Annotated in this window: 21 protein-coding genes; 6 read left to right on the top strand and 15 right to left on the bottom strand. The window is 61.0% G+C overall.

Features of this window, described 5'->3' with window-relative positions; genetic code table 11:
• Positions 1-5: 5 nt before the first annotated feature.
• From AB4N53_RS00700 to rfbF, 6 genes are read right to left on the bottom strand one after another with little or no spacing between them, the layout of a single operon-like run.
• Positions 6-1,076 (bottom strand): class I SAM-dependent methyltransferase, encoded by a 1,071-nt coding sequence (locus tag AB4N53_RS00700; protein ID WP_460117447.1) that lies wholly within the window; start codon positions 1,074-1,076, stop codon positions 6-8.
• Positions 1,073-1,924, bottom strand: a complete 852-nt coding sequence (locus tag AB4N53_RS00695) for an NAD-dependent epimerase/dehydratase family protein (RefSeq protein WP_460117445.1) — start codon at positions 1,922-1,924, stop codon at positions 1,073-1,075. Before AB4N53_RS00695 ends, AB4N53_RS00700 begins: the two co-directional genes overlap by 4 nt.
• Positions 1,921-3,147 (bottom strand): methyltransferase domain-containing protein, encoded by a 1,227-nt coding sequence (locus tag AB4N53_RS00690; RefSeq protein ID WP_460117443.1) that lies wholly within the window; start codon positions 3,145-3,147, stop codon positions 1,921-1,923. The genes AB4N53_RS00695 and AB4N53_RS00690 overlap by 4 nt, the downstream gene beginning before the upstream one ends.
• Positions 3,144-3,704, bottom strand: a complete 561-nt coding sequence (locus AB4N53_RS00685; RefSeq protein WP_460117441.1) for a dTDP-4-dehydrorhamnose 3,5-epimerase family protein — start codon at positions 3,702-3,704, stop codon at positions 3,144-3,146. Before AB4N53_RS00685 ends, AB4N53_RS00690 begins: the two co-directional genes overlap by 4 nt.
• Complete coding sequence (gene rfbG, locus AB4N53_RS00680; RefSeq protein WP_460117439.1) at positions 3,701-4,783, bottom strand: CDP-glucose 4,6-dehydratase; 1,083 nt, start codon at positions 4,781-4,783, stop codon at positions 3,701-3,703. Before rfbG ends, AB4N53_RS00685 begins: the two co-directional genes overlap by 4 nt.
• Positions 4,765-5,538, bottom strand: coding sequence for a glucose-1-phosphate cytidylyltransferase (rfbF, locus tag AB4N53_RS00675; RefSeq protein ID WP_016771105.1), 774 nt, complete (start codon positions 5,536-5,538; stop codon positions 4,765-4,767). Before rfbF ends, rfbG begins: the two co-directional genes overlap by 19 nt.
• A 531-nt stretch (positions 5,539-6,069) precedes the next feature.
• Here rfbF and AB4N53_RS00670 point away from each other — a divergent pair.
• Positions 6,070-6,303 carry a hypothetical protein gene (locus tag AB4N53_RS00670; RefSeq protein WP_460117437.1) on the top strand — a complete coding sequence of 78 codons (234 nt, stop codon included), beginning with the start codon at positions 6,070-6,072 and terminating at the stop codon, positions 6,301-6,303.
• Between the two features lie 357 nt (positions 6,304-6,660).
• Here AB4N53_RS00670 and AB4N53_RS00665 read toward each other — a convergent pair whose 3' ends face one another.
• The 9 genes from AB4N53_RS00665 to AB4N53_RS00625 form a co-directional block, all read right to left on the bottom strand.
• Entirely contained in the window at positions 6,661-10,254 is a 3,594-nt protein-coding gene (locus AB4N53_RS00665; RefSeq protein ID WP_460117435.1) for a glycosyltransferase, read from the bottom strand.
• Positions 10,255-10,363: 109 nt separating this feature from the next.
• Positions 10,364-11,932 (bottom strand): flagellar hook-associated protein 3, encoded by a 1,569-nt coding sequence (locus tag AB4N53_RS00660; RefSeq protein WP_460117433.1) that lies wholly within the window; start codon positions 11,930-11,932, stop codon positions 10,364-10,366.
• Positions 11,933-11,945: 13 nt separating this feature from the next.
• Positions 11,946-13,991 carry a flagellar hook-associated protein FlgK gene (flgK, locus tag AB4N53_RS00655; RefSeq protein WP_071171415.1) on the bottom strand — a complete coding sequence of 682 codons (2,046 nt, stop codon included), beginning with the start codon at positions 13,989-13,991 and terminating at the stop codon, positions 11,946-11,948.
• 25 nt (positions 13,992-14,016) lie between these two features.
• Entirely contained in the window at positions 14,017-15,333 is a 1,317-nt protein-coding gene (flgJ, locus tag AB4N53_RS00650; protein WP_460117431.1) for a flagellar assembly peptidoglycan hydrolase FlgJ, read from the bottom strand.
• Between the two features lie 11 nt (positions 15,334-15,344).
• The gene (locus AB4N53_RS00645) at positions 15,345-16,433 is read right to left on the bottom strand and encodes a flagellar basal body P-ring protein FlgI (protein WP_024012083.1); all 1,089 of its coding nucleotides are present in this window, start codon (positions 16,431-16,433) and stop codon (positions 15,345-15,347) included.
• A 27-nt stretch (positions 16,434-16,460) separates the two neighbouring features.
• Positions 16,461-17,156 (bottom strand): flagellar basal body L-ring protein FlgH, encoded by a 696-nt coding sequence (gene flgH, locus AB4N53_RS00640; RefSeq protein WP_016771110.1) that lies wholly within the window; start codon positions 17,154-17,156, stop codon positions 16,461-16,463.
• Positions 17,157-17,207: 51 nt separating this feature from the next.
• Entirely contained in the window at positions 17,208-17,993 is a 786-nt protein-coding gene (gene flgG / locus AB4N53_RS00635) for a flagellar basal-body rod protein FlgG (protein ID WP_016771111.1), read from the bottom strand.
• A gap of 45 nt (positions 17,994-18,038) precedes the next feature.
• Complete coding sequence (locus AB4N53_RS00630; RefSeq protein WP_016771112.1) at positions 18,039-18,779, bottom strand: flagellar basal body rod protein FlgF; 741 nt, start codon at positions 18,777-18,779, stop codon at positions 18,039-18,041.
• A 271-nt stretch (positions 18,780-19,050) separates the two neighbouring features.
• Complete coding sequence (locus tag AB4N53_RS00625) at positions 19,051-20,613, bottom strand: sigma-54-dependent transcriptional regulator (protein WP_460117429.1); 1,563 nt, start codon at positions 20,611-20,613, stop codon at positions 19,051-19,053.
• A 392-nt stretch (positions 20,614-21,005) separates the two neighbouring features.
• Here AB4N53_RS00625 and phhA point away from each other — a divergent pair, with 392 nt between their 5' ends.
• From phhA to AB4N53_RS00600, 5 genes are all read left to right on the top strand, one after another.
• Positions 21,006-21,797: a phenylalanine 4-monooxygenase gene (phhA, locus tag AB4N53_RS00620; protein ID WP_460117427.1), complete on the top strand. Its 792-nt coding sequence runs from the start codon at positions 21,006-21,008 to the stop codon at positions 21,795-21,797.
• A gap of 115 nt (positions 21,798-21,912) precedes the next feature.
• A complete protein-coding gene (locus AB4N53_RS00615; RefSeq protein WP_460117425.1) occupies positions 21,913-22,269 on the top strand; it encodes a 4a-hydroxytetrahydrobiopterin dehydratase in 357 nt (118 codons plus the stop codon).
• Positions 22,269-23,462: an amino acid aminotransferase gene (locus AB4N53_RS00610; RefSeq protein WP_460117423.1), complete on the top strand. Its 1,194-nt coding sequence runs from the start codon at positions 22,269-22,271 to the stop codon at positions 23,460-23,462. Before AB4N53_RS00615 ends, AB4N53_RS00610 begins: the two co-directional genes overlap by 1 nt.
• 260 nt (positions 23,463-23,722) lie before the next feature.
• Positions 23,723-23,854 carry a hypothetical protein gene (locus AB4N53_RS00605; RefSeq protein WP_016771117.1) on the top strand — a complete coding sequence of 44 codons (132 nt, stop codon included), beginning with the start codon at positions 23,723-23,725 and terminating at the stop codon, positions 23,852-23,854.
• A gap of 70 nt (positions 23,855-23,924) precedes the next feature.
• A complete protein-coding gene (locus AB4N53_RS00600) occupies positions 23,925-24,107 on the top strand; it encodes a hypothetical protein (RefSeq protein ID WP_460125264.1) in 183 nt (60 codons plus the stop codon).
• The last annotated feature ends 94 nt before the right edge of the window (positions 24,108-24,201 follow it).

Raw genomic sequence — 24,201 nt, 5'->3', positions numbered from 1 at the left:
AAGGGTCACTGGAACGAAGCGCTGTCGACGGCGTGATAGACGTAGCGTCCACCGGTCATCCGCTTGATCTCTTCGAGGTAATTGGAATTCATCACAAACAGGTGCGCGCCTTCGGGCAGCGCATCCATGGCCTCTTGCGGCGAGGACACTCGCACGCCGCTCAGCGGCAGATAACGCCCCTGCTTGGCCGGGTTGATATCGATCACGCGATCGACCGCAACGCCGGCGCGTTGCAGGAACAGCGAATAGATCACGCCTTTGGACGAGGCGCCCCAGATCGCCGAACCCTGCGCAGGCGCCGAGCGGATGAGCTGCACAGCGCGGTCGAGGCTGGCGCTGAAATCTTCCGGCAGGGTCAGGCGCGGCACCGGTTGTTCGGGTATCAGGCGCAATGTCGACAGATCAGCGACGATGTACAGATACTGGCCGCCGAACAGATGCCCGGCCTCGTGCACCGTGCCGAACATCCGGCGCAGGTCATCGAGGCGGAAATAATTGACGTGTTCGTAGAACAGGTCGAACCAGGCCTTGTGCTCGAGGATCCAGTCCAGGCACGGCACTTCGATATAGATCTGCCCGCCCTGATTGGCCTCGGCGATCACGGCCAGAAAGCTCACCGGGTCTTCGATGTGCTCCAGCACATGACGCAGCACAATGGCATCTGCCGCCAGGCCGAGGCCGCGCGTGAACGGCGCCTTGATCACCTCGGGGTTTTCGCCTTCATAAGCCGGGTCGATGCCGGTGATCGAATAGCCGAGGCCTTTGAGCAACTCGAGAAAGTAGCCCTTGCCGCAGCCGACTTCGATCAGTTCCTGGCCCTTGAAGTGCCTGGCGATGATGCCTTCGACGTCACTCAAATGCTTCTGGAACTGAGCAGAGTGCGCCTGCTCGTTCTGATAGTCGGCGTCATAACTGAGCTTGTCGGCATCGAACGCGGCGTTGAAAACCAGACCGCTGCGTTCGTCCTGCACCAGCACCATGTCGGCGCTGGCCGAGGCCCGCGCCGATTCGGCATCGGCGAAAGTGCGGTTCTGCAACACCGGCAGGCCGGTGGCCCGGTACAACTCGTGCCTCATGACGACTCTCCCAATAACTGTTGCAAGCGCTCCGTGACGGCCCAGAACGCCATCGGTTCATGGGTCGGATACGGGTAGTGGCCGAGGTTCAGATTCAGCGTTGCGCCGCGTTCGCGCAGCCGTTGCTCGACCAATGAACGCACCGAGACCGGCTGGCCGCTGGCACAATTGACCACGCCATCGAACTCACGCTGGTCAAGGATCGCAGCGAGATGACCTGCGGCGGTTTCGATGGCCAGAAAGTCGCGCAGTTGCTCACCGGCCGACATGTTGAACGACGCCTCGCCGCTATCGATGGCCCGATCCAGCGCGGCCAACAGGCTGTTGGGGTTCTGCCCTTCGCCGTGCAGATAGAACAACCGCGCCCACTGCAAAGTGAACGGCCGCTCCTGCTGCAAATTCTGCAGAAACAGGTGCAGCGTATGTTTGGCCAGACCGTAGGGATTGCTAGGCCGTGGCTCGGTCGACTCGCTGAGCGGGCCGCTCTGCATGCCGTATTCGAAGCAGGTGCCGGTCACCAGCACCTGCGACACGCCCGCCTCTACCGCGCTTTTGATAAAGCGGTAATCGGCCATCAGGTTGTGCTCGAAATGAAACAGCGCCCGATAGTTCGGCAGCCCGGGCCAGGCCAGATGCGCGAGTGCGTCGACGCCTTCGGTCAGCGCGACAGCATCCAGATCAGCGGCGTGAATATCCGCCGCGACGAATTCGACGTGGTTGATCCATGGCATGCCCTGCGCCGTTTCTGCGTTGCGCGCCACCGCGCGGACTTCGCAGCCGCGTTCAAGCAATGCAGCAACCAGATGCCGACCGACAAAGCCCGTGGCGCCAGTGACCAGAACTTTCACAGCACTTTCAACTCAGGCACGGCGATGACGAAGCGCCCGTCCCACTGACGCACCTGCGCCAGTTGCTGACTGACTTCGTGCAGCAGGTTCCAGGGCAGCACCAGGACGTAGTCCGGTTGCTCAATGTCGATCTGCGCTGGCGCAACAATCGGGATGCGACTGCCCGGCAAGAACTTGCCCTGTTTGTGCGGGTTGGCATCGGCCACCCAAGCCAGCAGATCCGCTTTGACTCCGGCGTAGTTGAGCAAGGTATTGCCCTTGGCCGCCGCGCCATAACCGACTACACGCTTGCCGTCGGCCTTGGCCTGCAACAGGAAGCGCAGCAGGTCATGCTTGATGCGTTCGGCAGCCGGTGCGAGGGTCGCGTAGTACTCGGCGGTTGTCACCCCGGCAGCGAGTTCGGCCTGCAGTTGTTGCTGCACTGCCGGGAGAACAGCACGACGCTCACCGTCCTTGCGCTGTACGAATACCCGCAGCGAGCCGCCGTGAGTACTCAATTGGCTGACGTCGAACACTTCCAGGCCATTGCGCTCGCACAAGGTCTGCACGGCGGTCAGTGACAGGTAGGAATAGTGTTCGTGATACAGCGTGTCGAACTGCGCGCCGGCCATCAGCGTCAGCAGTTGCGGAAACTCGAAAGTGGCGACACCGGTCGGCTTGAGCAGTGTCGCGAAGCCGGCTAGGAAATCGTTGATGTCCGGCACATGGGCGAGCACGTTGTTGGCCGCCATCAGGTCGGCGCTCCAGCCTTCGCTGCGCAATTGCGTGGCGGTGTCGCGGCCGAAGAACAGTTCACGAATTTCCAGGCCTTTGTCCCGTGCCGCTTGCGCGGTGCTGCGCGTCGGCTCGACACCCAGGCACGGGATCCCGCGCGCGGCGACGTATTGCAGCAGGTAACCATCGTTGGCGGCGACTTCGACTACGCGGCTGTCGGCGGTCAGACCGAAGCGCTCGCTCATCTCGGCGACATAGCGCTCGGCGTGATTCAGCCATGTGCTGGAGAACGAACTGAAATAGGCGTACTCGGCATCGAACAGACTGTCGGCACTGGTGTAATCCTCGGTCTGCACCAGCCAGCATTGCTGGCACACGGCGACTTTCAACGGTACCCATTGCTCGGCCTGTTCCAGTCGATCAGCGTGCACATAAGCGTTGGACGGCGGCGAAGTACCGAGGTCGATCAGCGGCAGGCTCAGCGGTGCGGCGCACCCACGGCAGTTCATAAACGCACTCCAGCAAAGTGTTGATCAAGCGCGGGATGGCTGGAATCACGCGCTGACAAATTATTGACAGGCAACGGCCAGGCAATCGCCAGCCGCGGATCATTCACCGACAAGCCGCCCTCGTGCTCCGGCGCGTAATCGGCGCTGTGCAGATAGAGCAATTCGGCGTCGTCGGTGAGCGTCTGAAAGCCATGAGCGAAACCGGCCGGAATCAACAGGCTACGGCCATCACCCGCCTTCAAGTGCTCGGCGTGCCAGTGCAGAAATGTTTCCGAGTCAGGACGCAGATCCACCGCGACATCCCAGACTTCACCGCGCAGGCAAGTGATCAGCTTGGCTTCCGGTGCGCTGGCATTCTGATAATGCAGGCCACGCACGCTGCCCTTCTCGCGGGTGCAGGAATGGTTGATCTGGCGAATATGAAACGCGCTGCCGAACGCACTCAGGCTGCCCTCGCAGAACAACCGGGCGAAGTGCCCGCGCTGATCTTCGAAGCGTTTGTGCTGAACGCAGAACAGTCCGGCCAATGGCAACGCCTTCAGGGAAAACTCGCTCACAGCGCGCCTCGGTACAGATTCAATTGGCCCAGAGTTACGGCGCGCATGTCATCGCCGTTCTGCCACGCCAAGTGCCAATCGAGGGTCTGCGCCAGGCACGCCTGCAACGACCAGCGCGGCTGCCAGCCAAGCACCTGCCGCGCGCGACTGCTGTCCAGACGCAGCAGACCGGCTTCGTGCAATTCACTCGGCTCGATGCGCAAACCACGGGCCTGCGGCCATCGGTTGGCGAGCAGCTCGACCACTTCGCCGACGCTGCACATGTCCGCCTCGCCCGGGCCGAAGTTCCACGCACCGGCGTATTCCGGGCCGTATTCGTAGAGGCCGGCCGCCAATTGCAGATATCCGGCCAGCGGCTCCAGCGCGTGCTGCCACGGGCGCACCGCTTGCGGGTAACGCAGGGTCACCGGCTCGTCGGCAGTCCATGCTTTCAATACGTCGGGAATCAGTCGCTCCGGCGCAAAATCACCACCGCCCAGCACATTACCGGCGCGTGCGGTCGCCAGGGCCAGACCATGTTCGGCATGTTTGTCCGCCGGGAAGAACGACGCGGCATAGGACTGCGCGAGCAATTCGCAGCAGGCCTTGCTGCTGCTGTAAGGATCGTGGCCACCGAGGGCCTCGTCTTCGCGGTACGGCCACAGCCATTCCTTGTTGGCGTAGACCTTGTCGGTGGTGACCAGCACGCAGGCCCGCACGCCGCCGACCTGACGAATCGCTTCGAGCAGGTTCAGCGTACCCATGACATTGCTTGAATAGGTGCCGAGCGGATCGCGATAGCCCTCGCGCACCAACGGCTGGGCCGCCAGATGCAGGACGATCTCCGGTTCGGTCTCGGCGATGATTTCCAGCAAGGCGCCGAGGTCACGCAGATCGCCGCGTTGATCATTGATGCCTTCGTGCACGCGCGCCAGTTCGAACAGGCTCGGCTCGGTGCCCGGATCCAGAGAAAAACCGCTGACCTGCGCACCGAGGCTTTGCAGCCACAGGGTCAGCCAACTGCCTTTGAAACCGGTATGTCCGGTGACGAGAACCCGTTTGCCACGCCAGAAATCCGCACTCAGGCCCATTGCTTCCATGGGGCCTCCCCGCTCTGCCACAGCGCTTCGAGATGGTTCTTGTCGCGCAGGGTGTCCATCGGATGCCAGAAACCTTCATGCTCGAAGGCCTTCAGTTGTTCGTCCTGAGCCAGACGAGCCAACGGCTCGGCTTCCCAAGTGGTGGCGTCATCGCTGATGTACGGCAGCACTTTTGGCGACAGCACGAAGAAACCGCCATTGATCCAGCCACCGTCACCACGGGGTTTTTCAGTGAAACCCAGCACCTGATCACCTTGCCGTTCAAGCGCGCCGTAACGACCTGGCGGCTGCACCGCAGTGACGGTCGCCAGGCGGCCGTGGGCTTTGTGATAGTCGACCAGCTCAGCAATATTGATGTCGGAAACGCCGTCGCCATAGGTGAAACAGAACGCCTCTTCATCCTTGAGATAACGCGCGGCACGCAACAGGCGGCCACCGGTCATGGTTTCCTCGCCGGTGTCGATGAGGGTCACACTCCACGGTTCGCTGTAGTTCTGATGAACGTCCATGCGATTGTTGCGCATGTCGAAAGTGACGTCGGATGTATGCAGAAAGTAGTTGGCGAAGAAGTCCTTGATCGCGTAGCCCTTGTAGCCCAGGCAGATGACGAAGTCGTGGATCCCGTGGGCGGAATACTGCTTCATGATGTGCCAGAGAATTGGCTTGCCGCCAATCTCGATCATCGGCTTGGGCTTGAGGTGCGACTCTTCACTGATGCGCGTGCCGAGGCCACCCGCCAAAATTACTGCCTTCATCGTCTCCCCTCTCGTTCTTCACCGGGCTGCGCACTGCTTTTTTGCGCGTTGCAGGCCTTCTGGCTAAACCTTCTGCCGGACCGGGCGCCGGTGGAAAGACCGCGAGCGCTCGTTTTATGGCGATTTGCGGGGCACTTGCAGGAAACGCGCCAGCTCGTAGCCGGGTTTTGGGAGATAGCTGATAGAGGCTTCGGGGGAAGTGGCAACAGGCTGATGGACAGGCTGAGGGCGTGAAGGGGCAAGAGATCAAAAGCCAGAGCAAAGATCGTCCGATCGCGGCCCGAGCCTTCGGCAGCTCCAGTTGGATCGCGTGCATCCAGCAAGAAATGGGTCGGCTGTCAGGCCGCCTTCGCGAGCAGGCTCGCTCCCACAGAACAGCAAGAGCAAGAGCAAGAGCAAGAGCAAGAGCAAGAGCAAGAGCAAGAGCAAGAGCAAGAGCAAGAGCAAGAGCAAGAGCAAGAGCAAGAGCAAAAGCAAAAGCAAAAGCAAAAGCAAAAGATCGCAGCCTTCGGCAGCTCCTACAGTTGGATCGTGGGCATTTGGGAGAAATGGGTTGCTCGGCAGGCCGCCTTCGCGAGCAGGCTCGCTCCCACAAAAGCAAAAGCAAAAGCAAAAGCAAAGCAAAGCAAAGCAAAGCAAAGCAAAGCAAAGCAAAGCAAAGCAAAGCAAAGCAAAGCAAAGCAAAGCAAAGCAAAGCAAAGCAGCGCAGCTGCCCGCGGCAAAGCCGCCCCACTCAACAATGAGCGCAAGCTCGAGTGCTTTTGATCTTGATCCACCGGCGACGTCGGAAGGCTGAGTGGAGGGATTGATCCGGGCGTGGGAGCGTAGCGACCGTCTGGCGCAGCCAGACACAGCGGAAGGAGGTGCAGCGAAGCAAACCGTAGCCGCTGCGCCCGGATCAGTCCCGGAGCGAAGGAACCCGAGCCTGCGAGGGCCGAACGTAGGAGCAAGCGTTTTGGGTTACCTTTTTGGCGTTTGAAAAAGGTGACTCGCCGTAAGGGCGAAACCGCCAGCAGCCGCTACCCAAGCAACGGATATTCACCCAAACCCCCAACAGCCTGGTCGGCCCAAAGGCCGCCAAGGCCCAAAAAAAAGGCAATCCCAAAAGGCCTATACAACCGATCAATCCGCCAGCCAGCCATTCTCCCAATACCGCAGATTGTCCCCACGCAACACATAATCGCGCATGACCACCTCATGCAGCTCGTCACCCATGCGATAGCTGGCATCAGGGTCGGCCAGATGCATGCGAATCGCCTGCAGCCATTCATCAGTGCTGTTGGTCTTCACCCGCGTGCACGGCAGGTAGCCCTGATAGGCTTCAGTGTCAGTGCAGATGACCGGGTAACCACAGGCGCCGTATTCCAGCAAACGCAGGTTGCTCTTGCAGTCGTTGAAGATATGGAACTCCAACGGTGCCAGGGCCAGGTCGAGGTTCAGACTGGCCAGCTTGGCCGGATAGACGTCCAGAGGAATCACCCCGTGGAATTCGTGCATGTACGGACGCAGGTCATCCGGGCACATGCCGAAGAATACCCAGTCAACTTCGTTGGCCAGCTCACGCACGACATCGGCAATCACCGCCAGATCGCCATGATGGCTGGTGCCTCCGCCCCAACCGACGCGAGGTTTTTTTGAGGTGCGGCGCTGCCCCCGCAGACCGGTCCAGAGGTTCTGCGCAAGCATGTTGGGGACTACGCGAATGTCGTGGTGCATGTCCGACAGCGCATTGGCCAGTGGTTGAGTCGACACCACCACGCGGTCGCACAGGCTGATCGCCCGGCGCACCATCCGTTCCATTTCCTGCTTGCTGGGCATGTTGCGGATATGCGCATTGCGATGCGGAACATCGATTACATAGTCATCCAGCTCGAAGATGCGCCGGGCACGGCAGAACTTTTTCAGCGGCGGGATTTCATCGATCGCGCCCTGGGAGTAGCGCCCTTGCAGGACGATGACATCCGGCGACTGACGCTCGATTTCAATGATCGACGGCAAGCCGTAGCGAATGCACCCTTCGGCCCGGTTCGCCGCTTCCAGCTCTATCAGTGGCTGACTCATGCGGTAATGGCCAATCGCTGAGGCGTTGATCGGCACGGCGAGTACGTTGGGCAATTGCGGCCGGGAAAAAGCAGTCCACCCCGTACGCAGGCCCGGCTCAAGGCTGAAACTGGTCGCTCCGACACCCTGCAGGGACAGGTTGACGTTGAACGCCGGATCGCGGGCAATGCGCGGCAGCCAGCGTTTGTAGAAGGTCTCCTGCTCGTGCAAATGTTGCTGGCTTTCTTCAGCGGTTGACTCGACAGTCGGTCGCACGCCCTGAGCCAGCAAGGCATAAGGCGTCCACACTACCAGGTAGCCTTCCTGGCCGATGCGCAGGCACAGATCCACCACGTTCAGCGCCTGCTTCAAATCCTCTTCATCAAGCCCTGCCACCGACTCGAAAACCGCCTTGCGCACCATCAGGCAATCACCGCCGACTGCACTCAGATCGTGGGCGGCCTGCAGCCGGAACATATAACCGTCAGACTGCAGCGACTGCCCATAAAATGGCAGCCCGACCGCGCCCTGCATCCCCAGAATCATGCCAGCGTGCAGCACATACCCATCCGGGTTGAACAACTTGGCGCCGACCACACCGACTTCCGGGCGCTGCGCATGATTGAGCAGTTCGTCCAGCCAGTCGGCGTGGGTGATCACCGCAAAGGTATTGAGCAGCAGCACATAGTCGCCACGAGCCTTGGTCACGGCAAAATTATGCAGGGCAGCCATGTTGTCCGGCTGCGGGTACGTCAGCACGCGGATTCGGTCGCCACCCAACTGCGCGATGCCGTCCAGCCATGCTCTGGCCTCAGCGGTTTCACTACCGTTGTCGACCAGCAGCAGCTCGTATTCGGCGTAGGCGGTTTTTTCCAGCACGGTCTCGACACACCGCTGCAAGGCAGCAGTCTGATCCCGGGTGACGATGATGATCGACACAAGCGGACGGCGCGCGTGCCGATAGTCGACACGATTGAGCAATTGGCAGCTGCCACTGCGGATTTCGTGGGCAACGCCGATGCGTCGCAGATGCGCTTCGAGCACACGAGGATTCTGTTCGATGACGCCGGGCTCGGCCAACCATCGCGACAGATCGAATGGCGACTCCAGCAGCACTTCGGCGACATGCCCGATCACCTGGGTGCCGTCGCTTTCGACCATGCGCCAGAGCATGTCGTGAGGAGCCAGTTCGGTGAACGTCGTGTCAAAACCACCCAGTGCCAGAAAGCGTTCGCGCTTGAACGCCAAGGCACGCCCGACATACGGGTAGCTGCGCATCAGATCAAGGTTGAAATCGGGTTTGAAAGCCGGTTCCACGGATTCACCATCGCGCAGACCGCCTTCATCGCTGTACACGCAACCGAGCGACGGCGAGTGCGCAATCCGGTCAGCCATGACCAGCAAGGCCGGCACCATCAGCCGGTCACCGGCCTGCAACAGGTAGAACCAGTCAGCGCCCTCCAGTTGGGGCAACAGAGCGTTGATCTGACCCAGCCCGTCACCTTCCAGTGGCATGTGGAACACGCGCCCGTCCAGCGTCGCCTCGTTACAGGAAGCGGACAGCACCAGAATCAGTTCAGGCGCATAGTCCTGCCGAGCAAGCGCCTCAAGCGTGCGCTCGACTCCATCGCGACTGCCTTGGGCGTCAATCACAATCGGCACTATTCGCGGCTGTTGTGGCCAGGCGGCCAGAGTTTCCGGCAGTAACCTGCGCTGCCCTTCAGTGAGACTGCGGCATTGCAGCCAATGCGCATAGAGTTCGGCGAAGCTCCAGCTATCGATGCCGACGCACCACTCCTGGCGACTCTGCTTGGTACCCAGCGTACGGCTCAGAGGCAGCTCTTCCCAGACGCGCGGCATTACGTCAGCCTTGGTCAGCGGGACATAGCGTACCCAGCCCGGCGCCGGGGCCGACTCGCCGCTGCGCGCCTTGAGCATTTGCAGAATCCACTCGCGCTCGACCTCAACCGCGTCTTTCATCGGCTGCTGAGCACTCAAGCGCTCCGGGTAAAGCCGCTCGGCACTGAGCACGGTGTTCGACATCGCCAGATTGCCGCGCCGCAGCAGGCATACGTACAAGGCGAAATCCAGGGTGGCGACAAAGCAGTGGCCGTCCTGAGTCAGCGCCGGCAACAATTCGGCGAGGTCCGAACGACGGAACAAGGCGCTGGAGAAACCGCCCAGTACATTGACCGGAAATTTCTCGAAGATGCCCAGCAGGTCGTCACCCTTGAACAGACCGCTGGCCGGTGACAACGAGGTGTTTTCCAGGCGCGCCGGCAGAATGATGTCGTCGGCGTCCCAGAACAGCCGCTGAGCCAGCACCAGGCTGACCTCCTCACGCAACATCTCGTGCGCCTGCTGCTCGATGCAGGCGGCATAGAGATGGTCGTCGTCACACATGAACTTGACGAATTCACCCTGCGCCTGATCAAGGCACGCCTTGAGATTGCCGACCATCCCCAGTGTGCGCGGGTTGCGCACATAGCGCACGGCAACACCCGAGCGCTCGGCCACAGCGCTGACAATCCCTTCGATCTCATGACCACGACTGTCATCGCAGACAATGATCTCAAGGGGTGCGTATGTCTGGCTGACGGCGCTGTTCAATGCCCGCTCGAAAAAGCGCGGATTGAACGCGGGAATGGCAATGCTGACGAGAGGAAGTGAATTCACGGCGGGCTCACAGGCGGTACGAGCCCGCTCGGAAAAACGAGCCCTTGATACCGCAAAAAATCATTAACAGAGGGACAACGTTAGCGGGCGCGCACGCGCCCGCCAACCATCAGATCTTGTTGAACAGACCCAACTGACTGATCTTGCTGAACGCCAGTTGCGCGGCTTGCAGCATGGTCTGTTGCAGGGTCAGACGGGTCATGACTTCAGCCGGATCGGAATCACGGATCGAACCCTGGGTCGTGCTGTTCGCCGTGGTCAGGCTGTCGTTGGTGATGGTCTGCATGTCCAGCGCCTGGCCGCGCGCACCAATGGTGGTCACCGCCGTGCCGATCTGATTGGAAGCGGCATCGATGTTACCGAGACCTGCCTCCATCGCGCCCTGCAATTTCTGCTTGGCAACCGGATCGCCATCGACCGGCGTGTTCAGCGCGGTGATCATCTGGCCCAGGGTGTCGAGCACGTTCTGGGTCTGATGATTGTTCGGCTGGATCGAGAACTGATCACCAGCGGCCGGCGTGTTGCCCAGTGCAAAGGTCACCCCGGCAGCGGTGGCGTTACCGCCGGCCACCGTGCCCGAGGAAACCGGCTTGCTGTCGGCAGTCACTGGCGCGGCATACAGATCGAAATCGGTGGCGCTGGTGAACTTGAGCACTGCGCCGCCCTGCGGGAACGCTGCGGTGTAGGCTGCCTGATCGGTGATGGTCGAACCGGTGATCACGCTGGTCGACGGGTTACCCGGATTACGCGTGGTGGTGAACGAGTCCGGCGAGGCCGACAGCAGAAAACTGTGCCCTGCGATAACGGCGTCCGGATTGGTATCGCCTGCCTTCAGGTTGACGTTCAGCTTGAGGTCGACGCCACGGAAGCTGACGGTCTGGTTGGCGCCGCTGCTGTTGCTGATCAGGCCATTCTGGCTGGCCTCGGCGGTCACGTCGTTGCCCAAGGCATCGGTGATCTTCAACTGGGTGCTGCTGACGAAATCGACGGTATACGGCTGCCCGGCAGTGAACTTGGCATCGTAGGTGGCAACAGTGCCGACGGTGCCGTTGGACAGCACGACACGGCCGTCATCCACGGCTGGCGCGGTCATCTTGGTGTTGGTGCGGCCGGTGTTGATGGTCTGCTGAAACGCGTCCCAACCGGTGGTGTTGGTACCCACGGTCATGCCGTCGCCGATGCCCAGATCGATAGTGGTCTGGTCGCCGTTGTAGCTGAACGTGCCGTCAGAATTCTTCGAATACGGCGCGGTATCGGTTTTCGAACCGGAGAACAGGTAGTTGCCGTTGGCATCCTTGGCGTTCATCAGGCCCAGCACTTGTTGCTGGATCTCACCCAGTTCCGAGGCGTACGCCTGGCGATCCTTGTCAGTGATCGTGCCGTTGTTTGCCGCCAGCGCAAGTTCCTTGGCTCGCGCCAACGCCGTGGTGATCGAATCCAGCGTGGACTCTTGCACGGTCAAGGCACTTTTGGTGGTGTTGACGTTGGTCTTGTACTGATCAAGCATCGCCGCCTGCTGACCCAGCTGCAGCAAGCGCCCGGCACCGATCGGATCATCGGCGGCGGTGTTGATGCGCTGCAGGCTGCTCGCCTCGCTCGCGGTGGCAACAGCCTTGTTGAAGTTACGCTGATAATCCGAAGCTTGCGTTCCGTAATACTGGGCGGTGGAAATGCGCATGAATTACGACTCCTTAAAGGCTGTTGATCAGCGTGGCGAAAGTTTCCTGCGCAGCTTTGATGATCTGCGAAGACGCTGTGTAGTACTGCTGGTACTTGACCAGGTTGCCGGTTTCTTCGTCCAGGTTGACCCCGGAAAGCGAATCGCGGGCACCCTTGGCGTTCTCCAGAATCGCCGTGGTCGCGGCGCTGTCGGACTTGCCTTGGGCGGTCTTGGTACCGACGTTGGTCACCAGGGTGTTGTAGGCGTCAGTCAGGCTGATGCCCTTGCTCGCCGAACCGGTGTCCACGGTCTGTTTGGTTTGCAATGCGACCAGTGCCTGGGCATTGCGGTTGTCCGAAGACGCCGCGCCGGTCAGGTTCATGGTGAAGGTTTCGCCGGTTTTCGGCGTGCCGCCCACGGTGGTCTGCACGGTGAAGGTCTTCTGCACGTTCGGCGTGACGGTGGTGTCCATCACCGGGTTGCCGCTGGCATCGACGATGCCGACTTTCAGATTCAGCGTGTTCGACTGGCCGGGCACGATGGTGCCGGTGCCAATGGTCGCGCCCTTGGCGTCGACCAGGTTGTACGACTGGCTGCCACCGCTGGCTGCGCCGAACACCAGTTTGACTGGTGTCGAATTCTTCAGCGCCGCCTGCATGTCGGCCTGGGCGGTCGGGTTGTAGATATCGATCTTGTCGCTGAGCGTCGGCTGGGTGTAAGTGCCCAGACCGTTGGCGCTGGCGACGCCGGTCAGCGGACCGGCCGCAGCGATTTTCTTCGGATCGGTCAGGACCGTCTGAATGCTCGCCGCCGCGTTGCGGGTCGGCGTGATCTTGAACGAATCACCCGCGCTCAGCGCGCCGCCATTCAAGGCCAGGGTGAAGCCGTCGATCACTGGCGGCGGATTGGTCGTGGTGCTGAATGCGCCCAGATCGGTGCCGTCGGAACGCTTGACGGTGTAATCGGTGGCGCTGGTGAAGGTCACCTGATAATCGCTGGTGGTCAGCTTGCCGGTGTCCTTGATGGTCACATCGAGGTTGCCCGAACCGGCGCTGTTGCCATCCTTCGCAATGCTGCGCTGACTGATCAGGGCGGCACTGTTGATGTTGTTGAAAATCGCCGCGCCGAAGTCACCGTTCTTGTCGATGCCCTGGGCTTGCTGGCTGTTGATCTGATCGGCAATCACCAGGGCCACGCGACCGAGCTCGTTGAGCGATGGGTCGAGGACTTCCTTGCGATAGGTCAGCAGACCGCCGATTTCGCCACCGCTGATCACCGAAGTGATGTCGATGGTGCTCGAACCGCGATCCATCTGGATCGACATGCGCGACGGGTCGGTCTTGCTCGCGACCATGCTCAGGCTGTTGGTGGTGTTGCCGATGACCAGCGGCTGGCCGCTGCCGACATAGATGTCGAAACTGGTGCCGCGCTCGACGACCTGGGCACCGGTCAGCTCGGAGAGCTGACGCACGGCTTCGTTACGGCTGTCGAGCAGGTCGTTCGGCGCCCCGCCACTGGTGGAGATTTCGCCGATCTTCTGGTTGAGATTGGCGATCGCCGTGGCGAGCTTGTTCACCTGGGCGGTCATGTCGCCGAGGCTGCCGTTGATCGTGGTGTTCTGATCGTTGAGCTGCTTGGCCAGGGTGTTGAAACGGCTGGTCAGTGCCTGCGCACCGGTCAGCACCGACTGACGCGAAGTGTCATCGGTGGCCGACGTCGATACGCCCTGCATCGAGGTGAAGAATTTCTGCAACACGCCGGTCAGGCCGGTGTTGGTGTCCGACAGCATGGCGTCCAGCGGCGTCGCCTGCTTGAGGAACGCGGCCGATTCGCTGTCCAGCGACGTCGCGGTGTGCAGCTGCGATTCCAGATACGAGTTGTACACCCGGCGCACGTCGGCCAGGGTCGTGCCCGTGCCGATGAAAACGCTGCCGTACTGCTGCGAGGACTTGGTGCCCTGCACGGTTTGCTGACGTGAATAACCGGCGGTGTCGACGTTGGCAATGTTGTTGCCTGTCGTAGCCAGAGAGGACTGGCTGGCCGACAGTCCCGACATCCCGATATTGAGCAAACTCATGGTTCAGACCTTATTACCTGGTGCCTTATAAAGGCGTGGTGGAGACACCCGCCGCAGCGTAGTTTTCAAAACTGTTCATCTGCTTGGCAATTTGCGAAATCTTCGTCGCGTAGTTCGGGTCGGTGGCGTAACCGGCCTTCTGCAACTCGCGTACAAACTGTTCTGGGTTATCGGCCGACTTCAGCACTTCTTGATAGCGATTGTTGCTCTGCAGCAACGTCACCAGATCGTGGAAGCTGTCCTTGTACGAGGCATAGGAACGGAACTCGGCCGTCTCCTTGACCATCGCGCCATTGCGGAACTCGCTGGTGATCGCGCGGGCCGAATCGCCCTTCCAGTTGCTGCTCGCCTTGATGCCGAACAGGTTGTGACTGCTGCTGCCGTCCTGGGCGCGCATGACCGATTTGCCCCAGCCGGTTTCCAGTGCCGCTTGCGCCACCAGATAACGCGGATCGACGCCGATACGGTCGGCGGCTTCCTTGGCCATCGGCAACATGGTGTTGACGAATTCGTCGGCGGAACTGAAGGCCTTCTTCGCCGGTGCCAGCGGAATCTGCGCCATGGCGCGGCCGTAGACCTGCATCTGCCCGCCGGCAGCTTTCTGCTCTTCGGCACGGGCCAGCCAGTCGCCGTTGTACAACGCGCCGGAGCCTGTGACGGCGGTAGTCGCAGCCCGTTGCGGCAAGGCGTTGGTCGCTGCGGCCGCAGTGCTGGCAGTGGCCACGCTCGGCGCCGATGGCACCAGGCCTGCGAGCAAGCGATCGGCCAGTTTCGGCGGCAGCGCCAGACGCCGCTGATTGATCAGCGCCATGTCGTTGCGATGGGAAATATCGGTGCTCGGCGCATGCACCGAGCGCGATGCCCACAGTGGGCGCTCGCCGTTTACGCGAGACAGCGGACCGTTGGTGGCGACGGTGCCGGCGGCAATCGGCGTCGGCACGGCGGCGGCCTTGGCCAGCGCTTCCTGCTGCTTGGCGGCGGACGCGGCTGCAGCCTCGCCCGGCGCCATCGGTTTGTTCTTCGACATCTGCCGGATCAGCACGTCCGCCAGGCCGATACCACCGCCCTCCCGCGACATGGAAACCGCCAGTTGCTGGTCGTACATTTCCTGATACTGCTTGGCCGCCGGTGTGTTCAGCGGATTGTCCTGGCCGAGCGCTTCGGTGGCCGAACGCATCGACTTGAGCATTTCGCCGAGGAACAGCGACTCGAATTCCTGCGCAACCTTGCGCATGTTTTCGTCGCTGTTCTTGTCGCCGACCTTGAGCTGATTCAGACGATTGAGGTCCGAGTAGGACCCCGAATCGCTGCTGCTGACCAGACCGCTTTTGCGCATATCCATGGTGGCCGGCCTCAGATCACGATCAGGTCGGCTTGCAATGCGCCGGCCTGCTTCAGAGCTTCAAGAATTGCCATCAGGTCACCCGGTGCTGCGCCGACCTGGTTCACCGCACGCACGATCTCGTCGAGGGTGGTGCCCGGGCCGAACTTGAACATCGGTTTGGCTTCCTGTTCGGCATTCACCCGCGAGCGCGGCACGACGGCGGTCTGGCCGTTGGACAGCGGGCCCGGCTGACTGACGATCGGGTCTTCGGTGATGGTCACGGTCAGGCTGCCGTGGGTCACGGCGGCTGGCGACACTTTCACGTTCTGGCCGATGACGATGGTGCCGGTGCGCGAGTTGATGATGACTTTCGCCACCGCCTGACCCGGATCGATTTCAAGGTTTTCCAGGATCGACAGGTAGTCGACGCGCTGGCTCGGATCCAGCGGCGCAGTGACCCGCACCGAACCGCCGTCGATGGCTTGTGCGACGCCAGGGCCGAGCATGTCGTTGACCTTGTCGACGATGCGCTTGGCGGTGGTGAAGTCGGAGCGGTTGAGGTTCAGCGTCAGGCTGTTGCCCTGATTGAAACCGCTCGGTACTGCACGTTCCACCGACGCACCGCCAGGGATGCGACCGGCCGACGGAACGTTGACGGTAATCTTCGAGCCGTCACGACCTTCGGCGTCGAAACCGCCAACCACGAGGTTGCCCTGAGCGATCGCATAGACGTTGCCGTCGATACCCTTGAGTGGCGTCAGCAACAAAGTGCCGCCGCGCAGGCTCTTGGAGTTACCGATCGAAGACACAGTGATGTCGACTTGCTGACCTGGCTTGGCGAACGCCGGCAGATCGGCACTCACCGACACCGCCGCGACGTTCTTCAACTGCACGTTGCCCGATCCCGGCGGCACCTTGATGCCGAACTGCGAGAGCATGTTGTTGAAGGTCTGCAGGGTGAACGGGGTCTGCGTCGTCTGGTCACCGGTGCCGTTAAGCCCGACCACCAGGCCGTAACCGATCAACTGGTTGGAGCGCACGCCGGAAATGCTGGCGATGTCTTTCAGCCGCTCGGCGTGTGCGGTGAACGCCGCAGACATCAACAACGCGGCCACCATAAGGCTTTTCAGATTCAACGTAGCCACCTAGAAAGGGAACAGCGGGCTGAGGAAGAAACGGTCGAACCAGCCTGGCTGACTCGTATCGGCAAACGCGCCGGTACCCGAGTAGGTGATGCGTGCATCGGCGACGCGGGTCGACGACACGGTGTTGTCGGTCGCGATGTCATCGGCGCGAACCATGCCGGCGATGCGCACCAGTTCGTCACCGGTATTGAGCGTCAGCCACTTCTCGCCACGCACGGCGATGATGCCGTTGGGCAGCACGTCGGCCACAGTCACGGTGATCGAACCGGTCAGGCTGTTGCTCTGCCCGGACTTGGCGTCGCCCTTGGTCGAACGGTCGGCGCTGTAGCCGGCGTTGAGGCTCAGGTCACCGCCACCGATCGGGTTATTGGTGGTCAGGCTGGAGCCGAACAACGAGGTCAGACCGATCGAGTTATCGCTGTTCTTGTCCATCTGCGAGTTGGCGTTCTTGCTCGCCTGGGTGCGCTCGTTCAGGGTGATGGTGATGATGTCACCGACCCGGAACGCCTTGCGGTCGCTGTACAGGTTCTGCTCGAAGCCGGCCTGATAGATCGAGCCGTTGTTGGCAGCCGCCGGCAACGGTGTGCGCGGCAACACCGGGGCGTAGTAAGGGTCATTGGGCTTGGGCGTCGGGGCGACGCAACCCGCGAGCGAGACGACCCCACTCAATGCCAGAACAGATACAAAGCGCTTCATGACCCTACCTCACGGTGTTGCTGGCGACCTCAGGCCGCCCCAAAGACTGGATTACAGATTCTGCGTTACGAACGAGAGCATCTGGTCGGCGGTGGAGATCACCTTGGAGTTCATCTCGTAGGCGCGTTGAGTGGTGATCATGTTGACCATCTCTTCAACGGTGCTGACGTTGGACGTTTCCAGGGTGTTCTGCAGCGTGGTACCGAAACCGTTCAGGCCCGGGGTGCCGATTTGCGGCGCACCGGAAGCAGCGGTTTCCAGGAACAGGTTGTTGCCCACGGCTTGCAGGCCGGCCGGGTTGATGAAATCGGCGGTCTGCAGGTTACCGATCACTTGCGAGGCCGGGTTGCCGGCGATGGTGATCGACACGGTGCCGTCACGGCCGACGGTGAAGGTCTGCGCATCGTTCGGGATGATGATCGCCGGTTCCAGCGCGAAACCGCTGGCGTTGACGATCTGGCCATTGGAGTCGAGGTGGAAAGTACCGTCACGGGTGTAGGACGTGGTGCCGTCCGGCTGCAGGATCTGGAAGAAACCGCGACCGTCGATGGCCATGTCCAGCGGCTGCTCGGTGGTTTGCAGGCTGCCGGCGGTGAAGTTCTTCTGGGTGCCGACAATGCGCACACCGGTACCCACTTGCAGACCCGACGGCAGTTCGCTGTCCTGGGTCGACTGGGCGCCTGGCTGACGCTTGATCTGATACAGCAGGTCCTGGAACTCGGCACGGTCACGTTTGAAACCCGTGGTCGAAACGTTCGCCAGGTTGTTGGAAATGGTGGTCAGGTTGGTGTCCTGGGCGGACAGACCGGTTTTGGCAACCCATAGAGCCGGAAGCATTCGATTCTCCTCGTGCGCCTGTTTTACGGCGCGACGTTCTGATAATTAGCTGATCTGCAAGACCCGAGCCATGGCCTGGTCGTCGTCTTTGGCGGTGTTCATCATCTTGACGTGCAACTCGAACTGCTTGGCCAGGGCCAGCACCGAAGTCATTTCTTCCACGGCATTGACGTTGCTCGACTCGAGGAAACCCGAGACCAGTTTGACGTTGGCGTCGGCTTGCGCCGGCTGGCCGTCCTTGGTGTAAATCGAACCGTCGAGCCCTTTGTTCATGTTCTTGATGTCCGGGTTGACCAGCTTGATCCGGTCGACTTCGGCCATGACGCGGGGGCCTTCGCCCATCGCGCGAATACTGATGGTGCCGTCTTCGCCGACTTCGACCTGCTGCTCGGGCGGCACGGCGATCGGGCCGCCATTACCGATCACCGGCATGCCGTTGCCGGCGCGCAGTACGCCGAGGGCGTCGATGTTGAGGCTGCCGGTACGCACGTAGCTTTCACCACCGCTGGGGTTTTGCACGGCGATGAAACCGTTGCCGGATACCGCGACGTCGAGTTCACGACCGGTCTGCACCAGCGAGCCCGGCGTGAAGTCGGTGGCGGGGCGTTCGCTCATGGCAAACGCGCGCGCCGGAAAGCTGTCACCGAACACCGGCATCGAACGCGCCTGCTCGAGGTCGCGCTGGAAGCCGTTGGTGGAAATGTTCGCCAGGTTGTTGGCATGCGCCCGCTGCGCCAGTGCGTTCTGGCTGGCGCCGGTCATTGCCACATAAAGGTACTTGTCCACAGTGTTTCCTCTGCATGCCGGACGTTTGCCGCCCACCGCTGTACTGCTCAGCCATAAGCAATTTGCAGACCAACTTTTAGTTGGCAGGCGAAGACCCGGTAAACAGGGGACTTGAGGGGATCAGAGGGGAATTTGAAATGTGTCGAAGACGAAAAACCGGCGGTGTCATGCCGCTTCGCGGCAAGAGATCAAAAGATCGCAGCCTTCGGCAGCTCCTACAGGCAACCGCGTTCCAAATGTAGGAGCTGCCGAAGGCTGCGATCTTTTGATCTTAAGCTCCGCTGTCTTTACCCACCTCATACTCACGCAGTTTGTTGGCAATGGTGGTGTGCGAAACACCCAGCCGCTTGCCCAGTTGCCGACTGCTCGGATGCTCGGAATACAAGCGCTCCAGCACCGCTTTCTCGAAACGCCCGACGATCTCGTCCAGACTTCCGTCGAGAGAAAAATCGCCAAGTGGCTGACGCACGCCGTAATCCGGCAGGCGGATATGTTCAGCCTTGACCTTACCGCCGTCGCACAACGAAACCGCCTGGAACAACACGTTCTCCAGTTGCCGCACATTGCCCGGCCAGTGGTAATGGCTGAGGCGGTCCATCGCCGCCGGGGCCAACTTCGGTAGCGGGCAGCCGATCTGCCGACTGGCCTGATCGAGGAAATGTTCAACCAGCGGCGTCAGACCGTCGAGGCACTCGCGCAGCGGCGGGATGTGCAGCGACAGCACGTTCAAGCGGTGATAGAGATCCTGACGAAACTCGCCCCGCGCGCACAGTTCGGACAAGTCCACCTGGGTGGCGCAGATCACCCGCACGTCCAGATACACCTCTTCATCACTGCCAACGCGACGGAAGCAACCGTCCTGAAGAAAGCGCAGCAATTTGACCTGCAAACGCGGGCTCATCTCGCCGACGCCATCGAGAAACAGCGTGCCGCCAGCGGTCAACTCGAGCAGACCAAGCTTGCCCTCGGCCCGCGCACCTTCGAAGGCGCCGGGGCCGTAGCCGAACAGTTCGGTCTCGGCCATTGATTCCGGCAACCCGGCGCAGTTGAGCGCCATCAACGGTGACTGTCCGCGCGGACTGGCAAGGTGACAGGCGCGCGCGAGCAGTTCCTTGCCCGTGCCGGTTTCGCCTTCTATTAATAGCGGCGCATCCAGCGGCGCCATGCGTCGCGCCTCACGGACCACAGCGGCCATGACTTTCGAACTCTGGAAAATACTGTCGAAGCCACGCAGTTCCTGTTTGCGCACATTGTAGATACGCTCGCCGACCCGATCGGCGCGGTGCAGCGTCAATACGGCGCCGGCCATGGCCTCGCTGTCATCGTGCTCCGATTGCAGCGGCGCGATGTCGGCAAGAAAGATGTCGCCCTTGACCTTGACCCGCATGCCGTTGATTCGCGATTTGTTGGCGCGCACCAGTTCCGGCAAATCGAAATCCTCGGCGTACCGCGACAGCGGAATCCCCGGCACCTCATCGACGCGCACCCCGAGCAACTGCGCTGCCGCGCGGTTGGCCGCGACGATCGAGCCGCCCATATCGATCGACAGCACCGGAAATTCCAGCGCGCCGAGCAACGCATTCAACTCCATATGCCGGCGCTCGCTGGGCATCAGCCCGACGCGCTTGACCCCGAACACCCCGCCGATTGCCTCGAATTTCGGCCGCAACGCCTGGAACTGGATGTTGATCAGGTTCGGGCAGTGCAGGTAGATCGCGTTGCCATGCTCACCGCCAACCTCACCGCGCGCGACGTTGATCCCGTACGCCACCAGCAGATTGAGAATGTCGCGCAGGATGCCGATGCGGTTCTGGCAGTGGACTTTGATGCGCATAGAAAAGGCCCGACAGGTTTGAGAGGTAAACACATGTCCTTGTGGGAGCGAGCCTGCTCGCGAAGGCGCCAGCACATTCAACATCGATGTGTCAGACAGACCGCTTTCGCGAGCAGGCTCGCTCCCACAGGGTTTTGTGGCGCGTCCGGGGCAGATTTTTCTGCCGAGGCACGCAGATAGTTGTCAAGATTATGTGACAGCCCCGACCCTTTTCAAACCCGCCAATCACCGTAAATGCGCATTACCCGACAAAGCGTAACGATAACTTTACGAAACGAGCCGAATTTTCCTACGCACACGCCAGTCAACATGCTGCACGCCCTGTCACTCTCGGGTATTCCTTAAGCCATCGCTGGACATAACAAAAACGAATTTCCTAGCAGGAGAGCAGCATGAAGCAGACGCAATACGTGGCTCGCGAGCCCGATGCGCAAGGTTTTATCGACTACCCCGCCGAAGAACATGCGGTGTGGAACACGCTGATCACTCGCCAATTGAAGGTGATTGAAGGTCGCGCGTGCCAGGAATACCTGGACGGTATCGAAAAACTCGGTCTGCCCCACGACCGCATCCCGCAACTGGCCGAGATCAACAAAGTCCTCGGCGAGACCACCGGCTGGCAGGTTGCCCGGGTGCCAGCGCTGATTCCCTTCCAGACCTTTTTCGAATTGCTCGCCAGCAAGCAATTCCCCGTCGCCACGTTCATTCGTACCCGCGAAGAACTCGACTATCTGCAAGAGCCGGACATCTTTCACGAGATCTTCGGCCACTGCCCGCTGCTGACCAACCCGTATTTCGCCGAATTCACCCACACCTACGGCAAGCTCGGCCTGCAAGCGACCAAGGAAGAGCGCGTGTATCTGGCGCGGCTGTACTGGATGACCATCGAATTCGGTCTGGTCGACACCCCGCACGGCAAGCGCATCTACGGCGGCGGGATTCTGTCTTCACCCAAAGAAACCGTTTACTGCCTGTCGGACGAGCCCGAGCATCAGCGCTTCGATCCGCTGGAAGCCATGCGCACGCCGTATCGCATCGACATCCTGCAACCGCTGTACTTCGTCCTGCCCAATCTCAAGCGCCTGTTCGACGTGGCCCATGAAGACATCATGGCCATGGTTCGTCAGGGCATGCAGTTGGGCTTGCACGCGCCGAAATTTCCGCCGAAACCCAAAGCCGCCTGAACCGCGACTTTTGCTGACAATTGCGTCTGTCCGTCGCCGCCACTTTGCTTTAGCGTGACGGCATTGACGGCACACGCGCTTTAATAAAAAACACACTCGTTTTCAGGAATACACCATGTCGACTTTGAACCAAGCCCACTGCGAAGCCTGCCGCGCCGATGCGCCACAAGTCAGCGACGAAGAACTGCCGGTCCTGATCAAGCAGATCCCTGACTGGAACATCGAAGTACGCAACGGCATCATGCAGCTGGAGAAAGTTTTCCTGTTCAAGAACTTCAAACACGCGCTGGCCTTCACCAACGCCGTGGGCGAGATTTCCGAAGCCGAAGGTCACCACCCGGGTCTGCTGACCGAGTGGGGCAAAGTCACTGTGACCTGGTGGAGCCACTCGATCAAAGGCCTGCACCGCAACGACTTCATCATGGCCGCGCGCACTGACGAAGTGGCCAAGACCGCAGAAGGACGCAAGTAATGCACTTCGACGCCATCGGCCGGGTCCCCGGCGACCCGATTCTCGGTTTGATGGAGGCCTATGCGCAGGATGCCAATCCGCGCAAGTTCGACCTCGGCGTTGGCGTCTATAAAGATGCCCAGGGCCTGACGCCAATCCCCGAGGCGGTGAAAATCGCCGAAGCGCGACTGGTCGAAAGCCAGGAAACCAAGACGTACATCGGTGGCCACGGCAACGCGCTGTTCGGCAAGGTCATCAATGAACTGGTGCTCGGTAGCGACTCGGCATTGATCGCCGAACAACGCACCGGCGCCACCCAGACCCCGGGCGGCACCGGTGCCTTGCGGCTGGCGGCAGACTTCATTGCGCAATGCCTGCCCGGCAAGGGCGTGTGGTTGAGCAACCCGACCTGGCCGATTCACGAAACCATTTTCGCCGCCGCCAGGGTCAAGGTCAGCCACTACCCGTACGTCGGCAGTGACAACCGCCTCGACGTCGAAGCCATGCTCGCCGTGCTCAAGGAAGTGCCGAAGGGTGACGTCGTGCTGCTGCATGCCTGCTGCCACAACCCGACCGGTTTCGACCTGAGCCATGACGACTGGAAGCGCGTGCTGGAAGTGGTGCGCAGCCGCGATCTGCTGCCGCTGATCGACTTTGCTTATCAGGGTTTTGGTGATGGCCTGGAGCAGGACGCCTGGTCGACCCGGCTGTTCGCGGCACAAGTGCCGGAGCTGCTGATCACCAGTTCCTGCTCGAAGAACTTCGGCCTGTACCGCGACCGCACCGGTGCGCTGATCGTCTGCGCGACCAGCGCCGACAAGCTCATCGACATCCGCAGCCAACTGGCCAACATCGCCCGCAACCTGTGGTCGACGCCGCCGGATCACGGTGCGGCGGTGGTCGCAACCATCCTCGCCGACCCAGAGCTGAAAGCGCGCTGGGCTGATGAAGTGGAAGCCATGCGCTTGCGGATCGCGCAGTTGCGCAGCGGCTTGGTCGAGGCACTGGAACCCCACGGTTTGCGCGAGCGTTTTGCGCACATTGGCGTGCAACGCGGGATGTTCTCCTACACCGGCCTGTCGCCGGAACAGGTTAAACACCTGCGCGAGCGACACAGCGTGTACATGGTCAGCTCCGGCCGGGCCAACGTCGCCGGCATCGACGCCACCCGGCTCGCCTTGCTGGCCGAAGCCATCGCTGACGCCTGCAAGTAGTCAGACACTGCAATAACCTGTAGGAGCTGCCGAAGGCTGCGATCTTTTGATTCTGCTTTTAAATACAAGATCAAAAGATCGCAGCCTTCGGCAGCTCCTACATTTGTTTCTGCGGTGACCTTCTGGCTTCCTCCCTGCGGCCATCTGTCGCATTAATTTGAATTAAAAGTCTGATTGTCATTTTTCCTGCTGTATCCTGCGCAGGCTTTGTAAAGCGCGGAGCACCTGATCTATCAACAGACTTAGCGAGGAGCGCACCCATGCACGAGATTCCCAATCTCCCCTTCCCAAGCCTGCACGTACCTGAGCAGACGACCCCGCAACACGCCGGCGCCGAAAAGCCCGAGCCGCAAGAAGCCGCTGACAGCCGCAAAGCCGACAGCGAAGAGTAAGACCCGCCGTACAGACCGTGTGGAAAGCGCTAACATGCGCTTTCCACACTGCCTGAAACCCGAGCCCGCCATGACCGACGAATTCTCCGAAAGCCAAGCTGCCGTGCTGATCGGCACCACCGAGAAAATGATCGAGATCTGGAATCGCCTCTCGCCCGAGAAACAGGCTGCGCTGCTCGAGCGTTTCGGCAGCGAAGAAAACGCCCTCGCCGCCCTCGTCACCACGCAATTGGTCGCTCCGGCGAAATCCTGAAAACGCCGCCCGGCAAATAGTTTTACTTTTCCACGCCCCTGAGCGGTTCACGCCGGTATCATGAGCAGCCTATCTAATCTGCTGCTCCCGTGGA

The sequence above is a fragment of the Pseudomonas sp. H3_E04 genome (assembly GCF_054668915.1).
Note: the sequence above shows the minus strand (reverse complement) of the source record. Positions and strands in the feature narration are given on the sequence as shown.

Bases quoted from the DNA above. Each gene is read 5' to 3' on its own strand.
- rfbF (WP_016771105.1), bottom strand. From the start codon at position 5,538: ATGAAGGCAGTAATTTTGGCGGGTGGCCTCGGCACGCGCATCAGTGAA.
- AB4N53_RS00605 (WP_016771117.1), top strand. From the start codon at position 23,723: ATGCACGAGATTCCCAATCTCCCCTTCCCAAGCCTGCACGTACCTGAG.
- AB4N53_RS00660 (WP_460117433.1), bottom strand. From the start codon at position 11,932: ATGCGCATTTCCACCGCCCAGTATTACGGAACGCAAGCTTCGGATTAT.
- AB4N53_RS00645 (WP_024012083.1), bottom strand. From the start codon at position 16,433: ATGGTGGCCGCGTTGTTGATGTCTGCGGCGTTCACCGCACACGCCGAG.
- AB4N53_RS00600 (WP_460125264.1), top strand. From the start codon at position 23,925: ATGACCGACGAATTCTCCGAAAGCCAAGCTGCCGTGCTGATCGGCACC.
- AB4N53_RS00610 (WP_460117423.1), top strand. From the start codon at position 22,269: ATGCACTTCGACGCCATCGGCCGGGTCCCCGGCGACCCGATTCTCGGT.
- rfbG (WP_460117439.1), bottom strand. From the start codon at position 4,783: ATGGAAGCAATGGGCCTGAGTGCGGATTTCTGGCGTGGCAAACGGGTT.
- flgH (WP_016771110.1), bottom strand. From the start codon at position 17,156: ATGAAGCGCTTTGTATCTGTTCTGGCATTGAGTGGGGTCGTCTCGCTC.
- flgK (WP_071171415.1), bottom strand. From the start codon at position 13,991: ATGAGTTTGCTCAATATCGGGATGTCGGGACTGTCGGCCAGCCAGTCC.
- flgG (WP_016771111.1), bottom strand. From the start codon at position 17,993: ATGCTTCCGGCTCTATGGGTTGCCAAAACCGGTCTGTCCGCCCAGGAC.
- AB4N53_RS00700 (WP_460117447.1), bottom strand. From the start codon at position 1,076: ATGAGGCACGAGTTGTACCGGGCCACCGGCCTGCCGGTGTTGCAGAAC.
- AB4N53_RS00690 (WP_460117443.1), bottom strand. From the start codon at position 3,147: ATGAACTGCCGTGGGTGCGCCGCACCGCTGAGCCTGCCGCTGATCGAC.
- AB4N53_RS00625 (WP_460117429.1), bottom strand. From the start codon at position 20,613: ATGCGCATCAAAGTCCACTGCCAGAACCGCATCGGCATCCTGCGCGAC.
- flgJ (WP_460117431.1), bottom strand. From the start codon at position 15,333: ATGGATATGCGCAAAAGCGGTCTGGTCAGCAGCAGCGATTCGGGGTCC.
- AB4N53_RS00615 (WP_460117425.1), top strand. From the start codon at position 21,913: ATGTCGACTTTGAACCAAGCCCACTGCGAAGCCTGCCGCGCCGATGCG.
- phhA (WP_460117427.1), top strand. From the start codon at position 21,006: ATGAAGCAGACGCAATACGTGGCTCGCGAGCCCGATGCGCAAGGTTTT.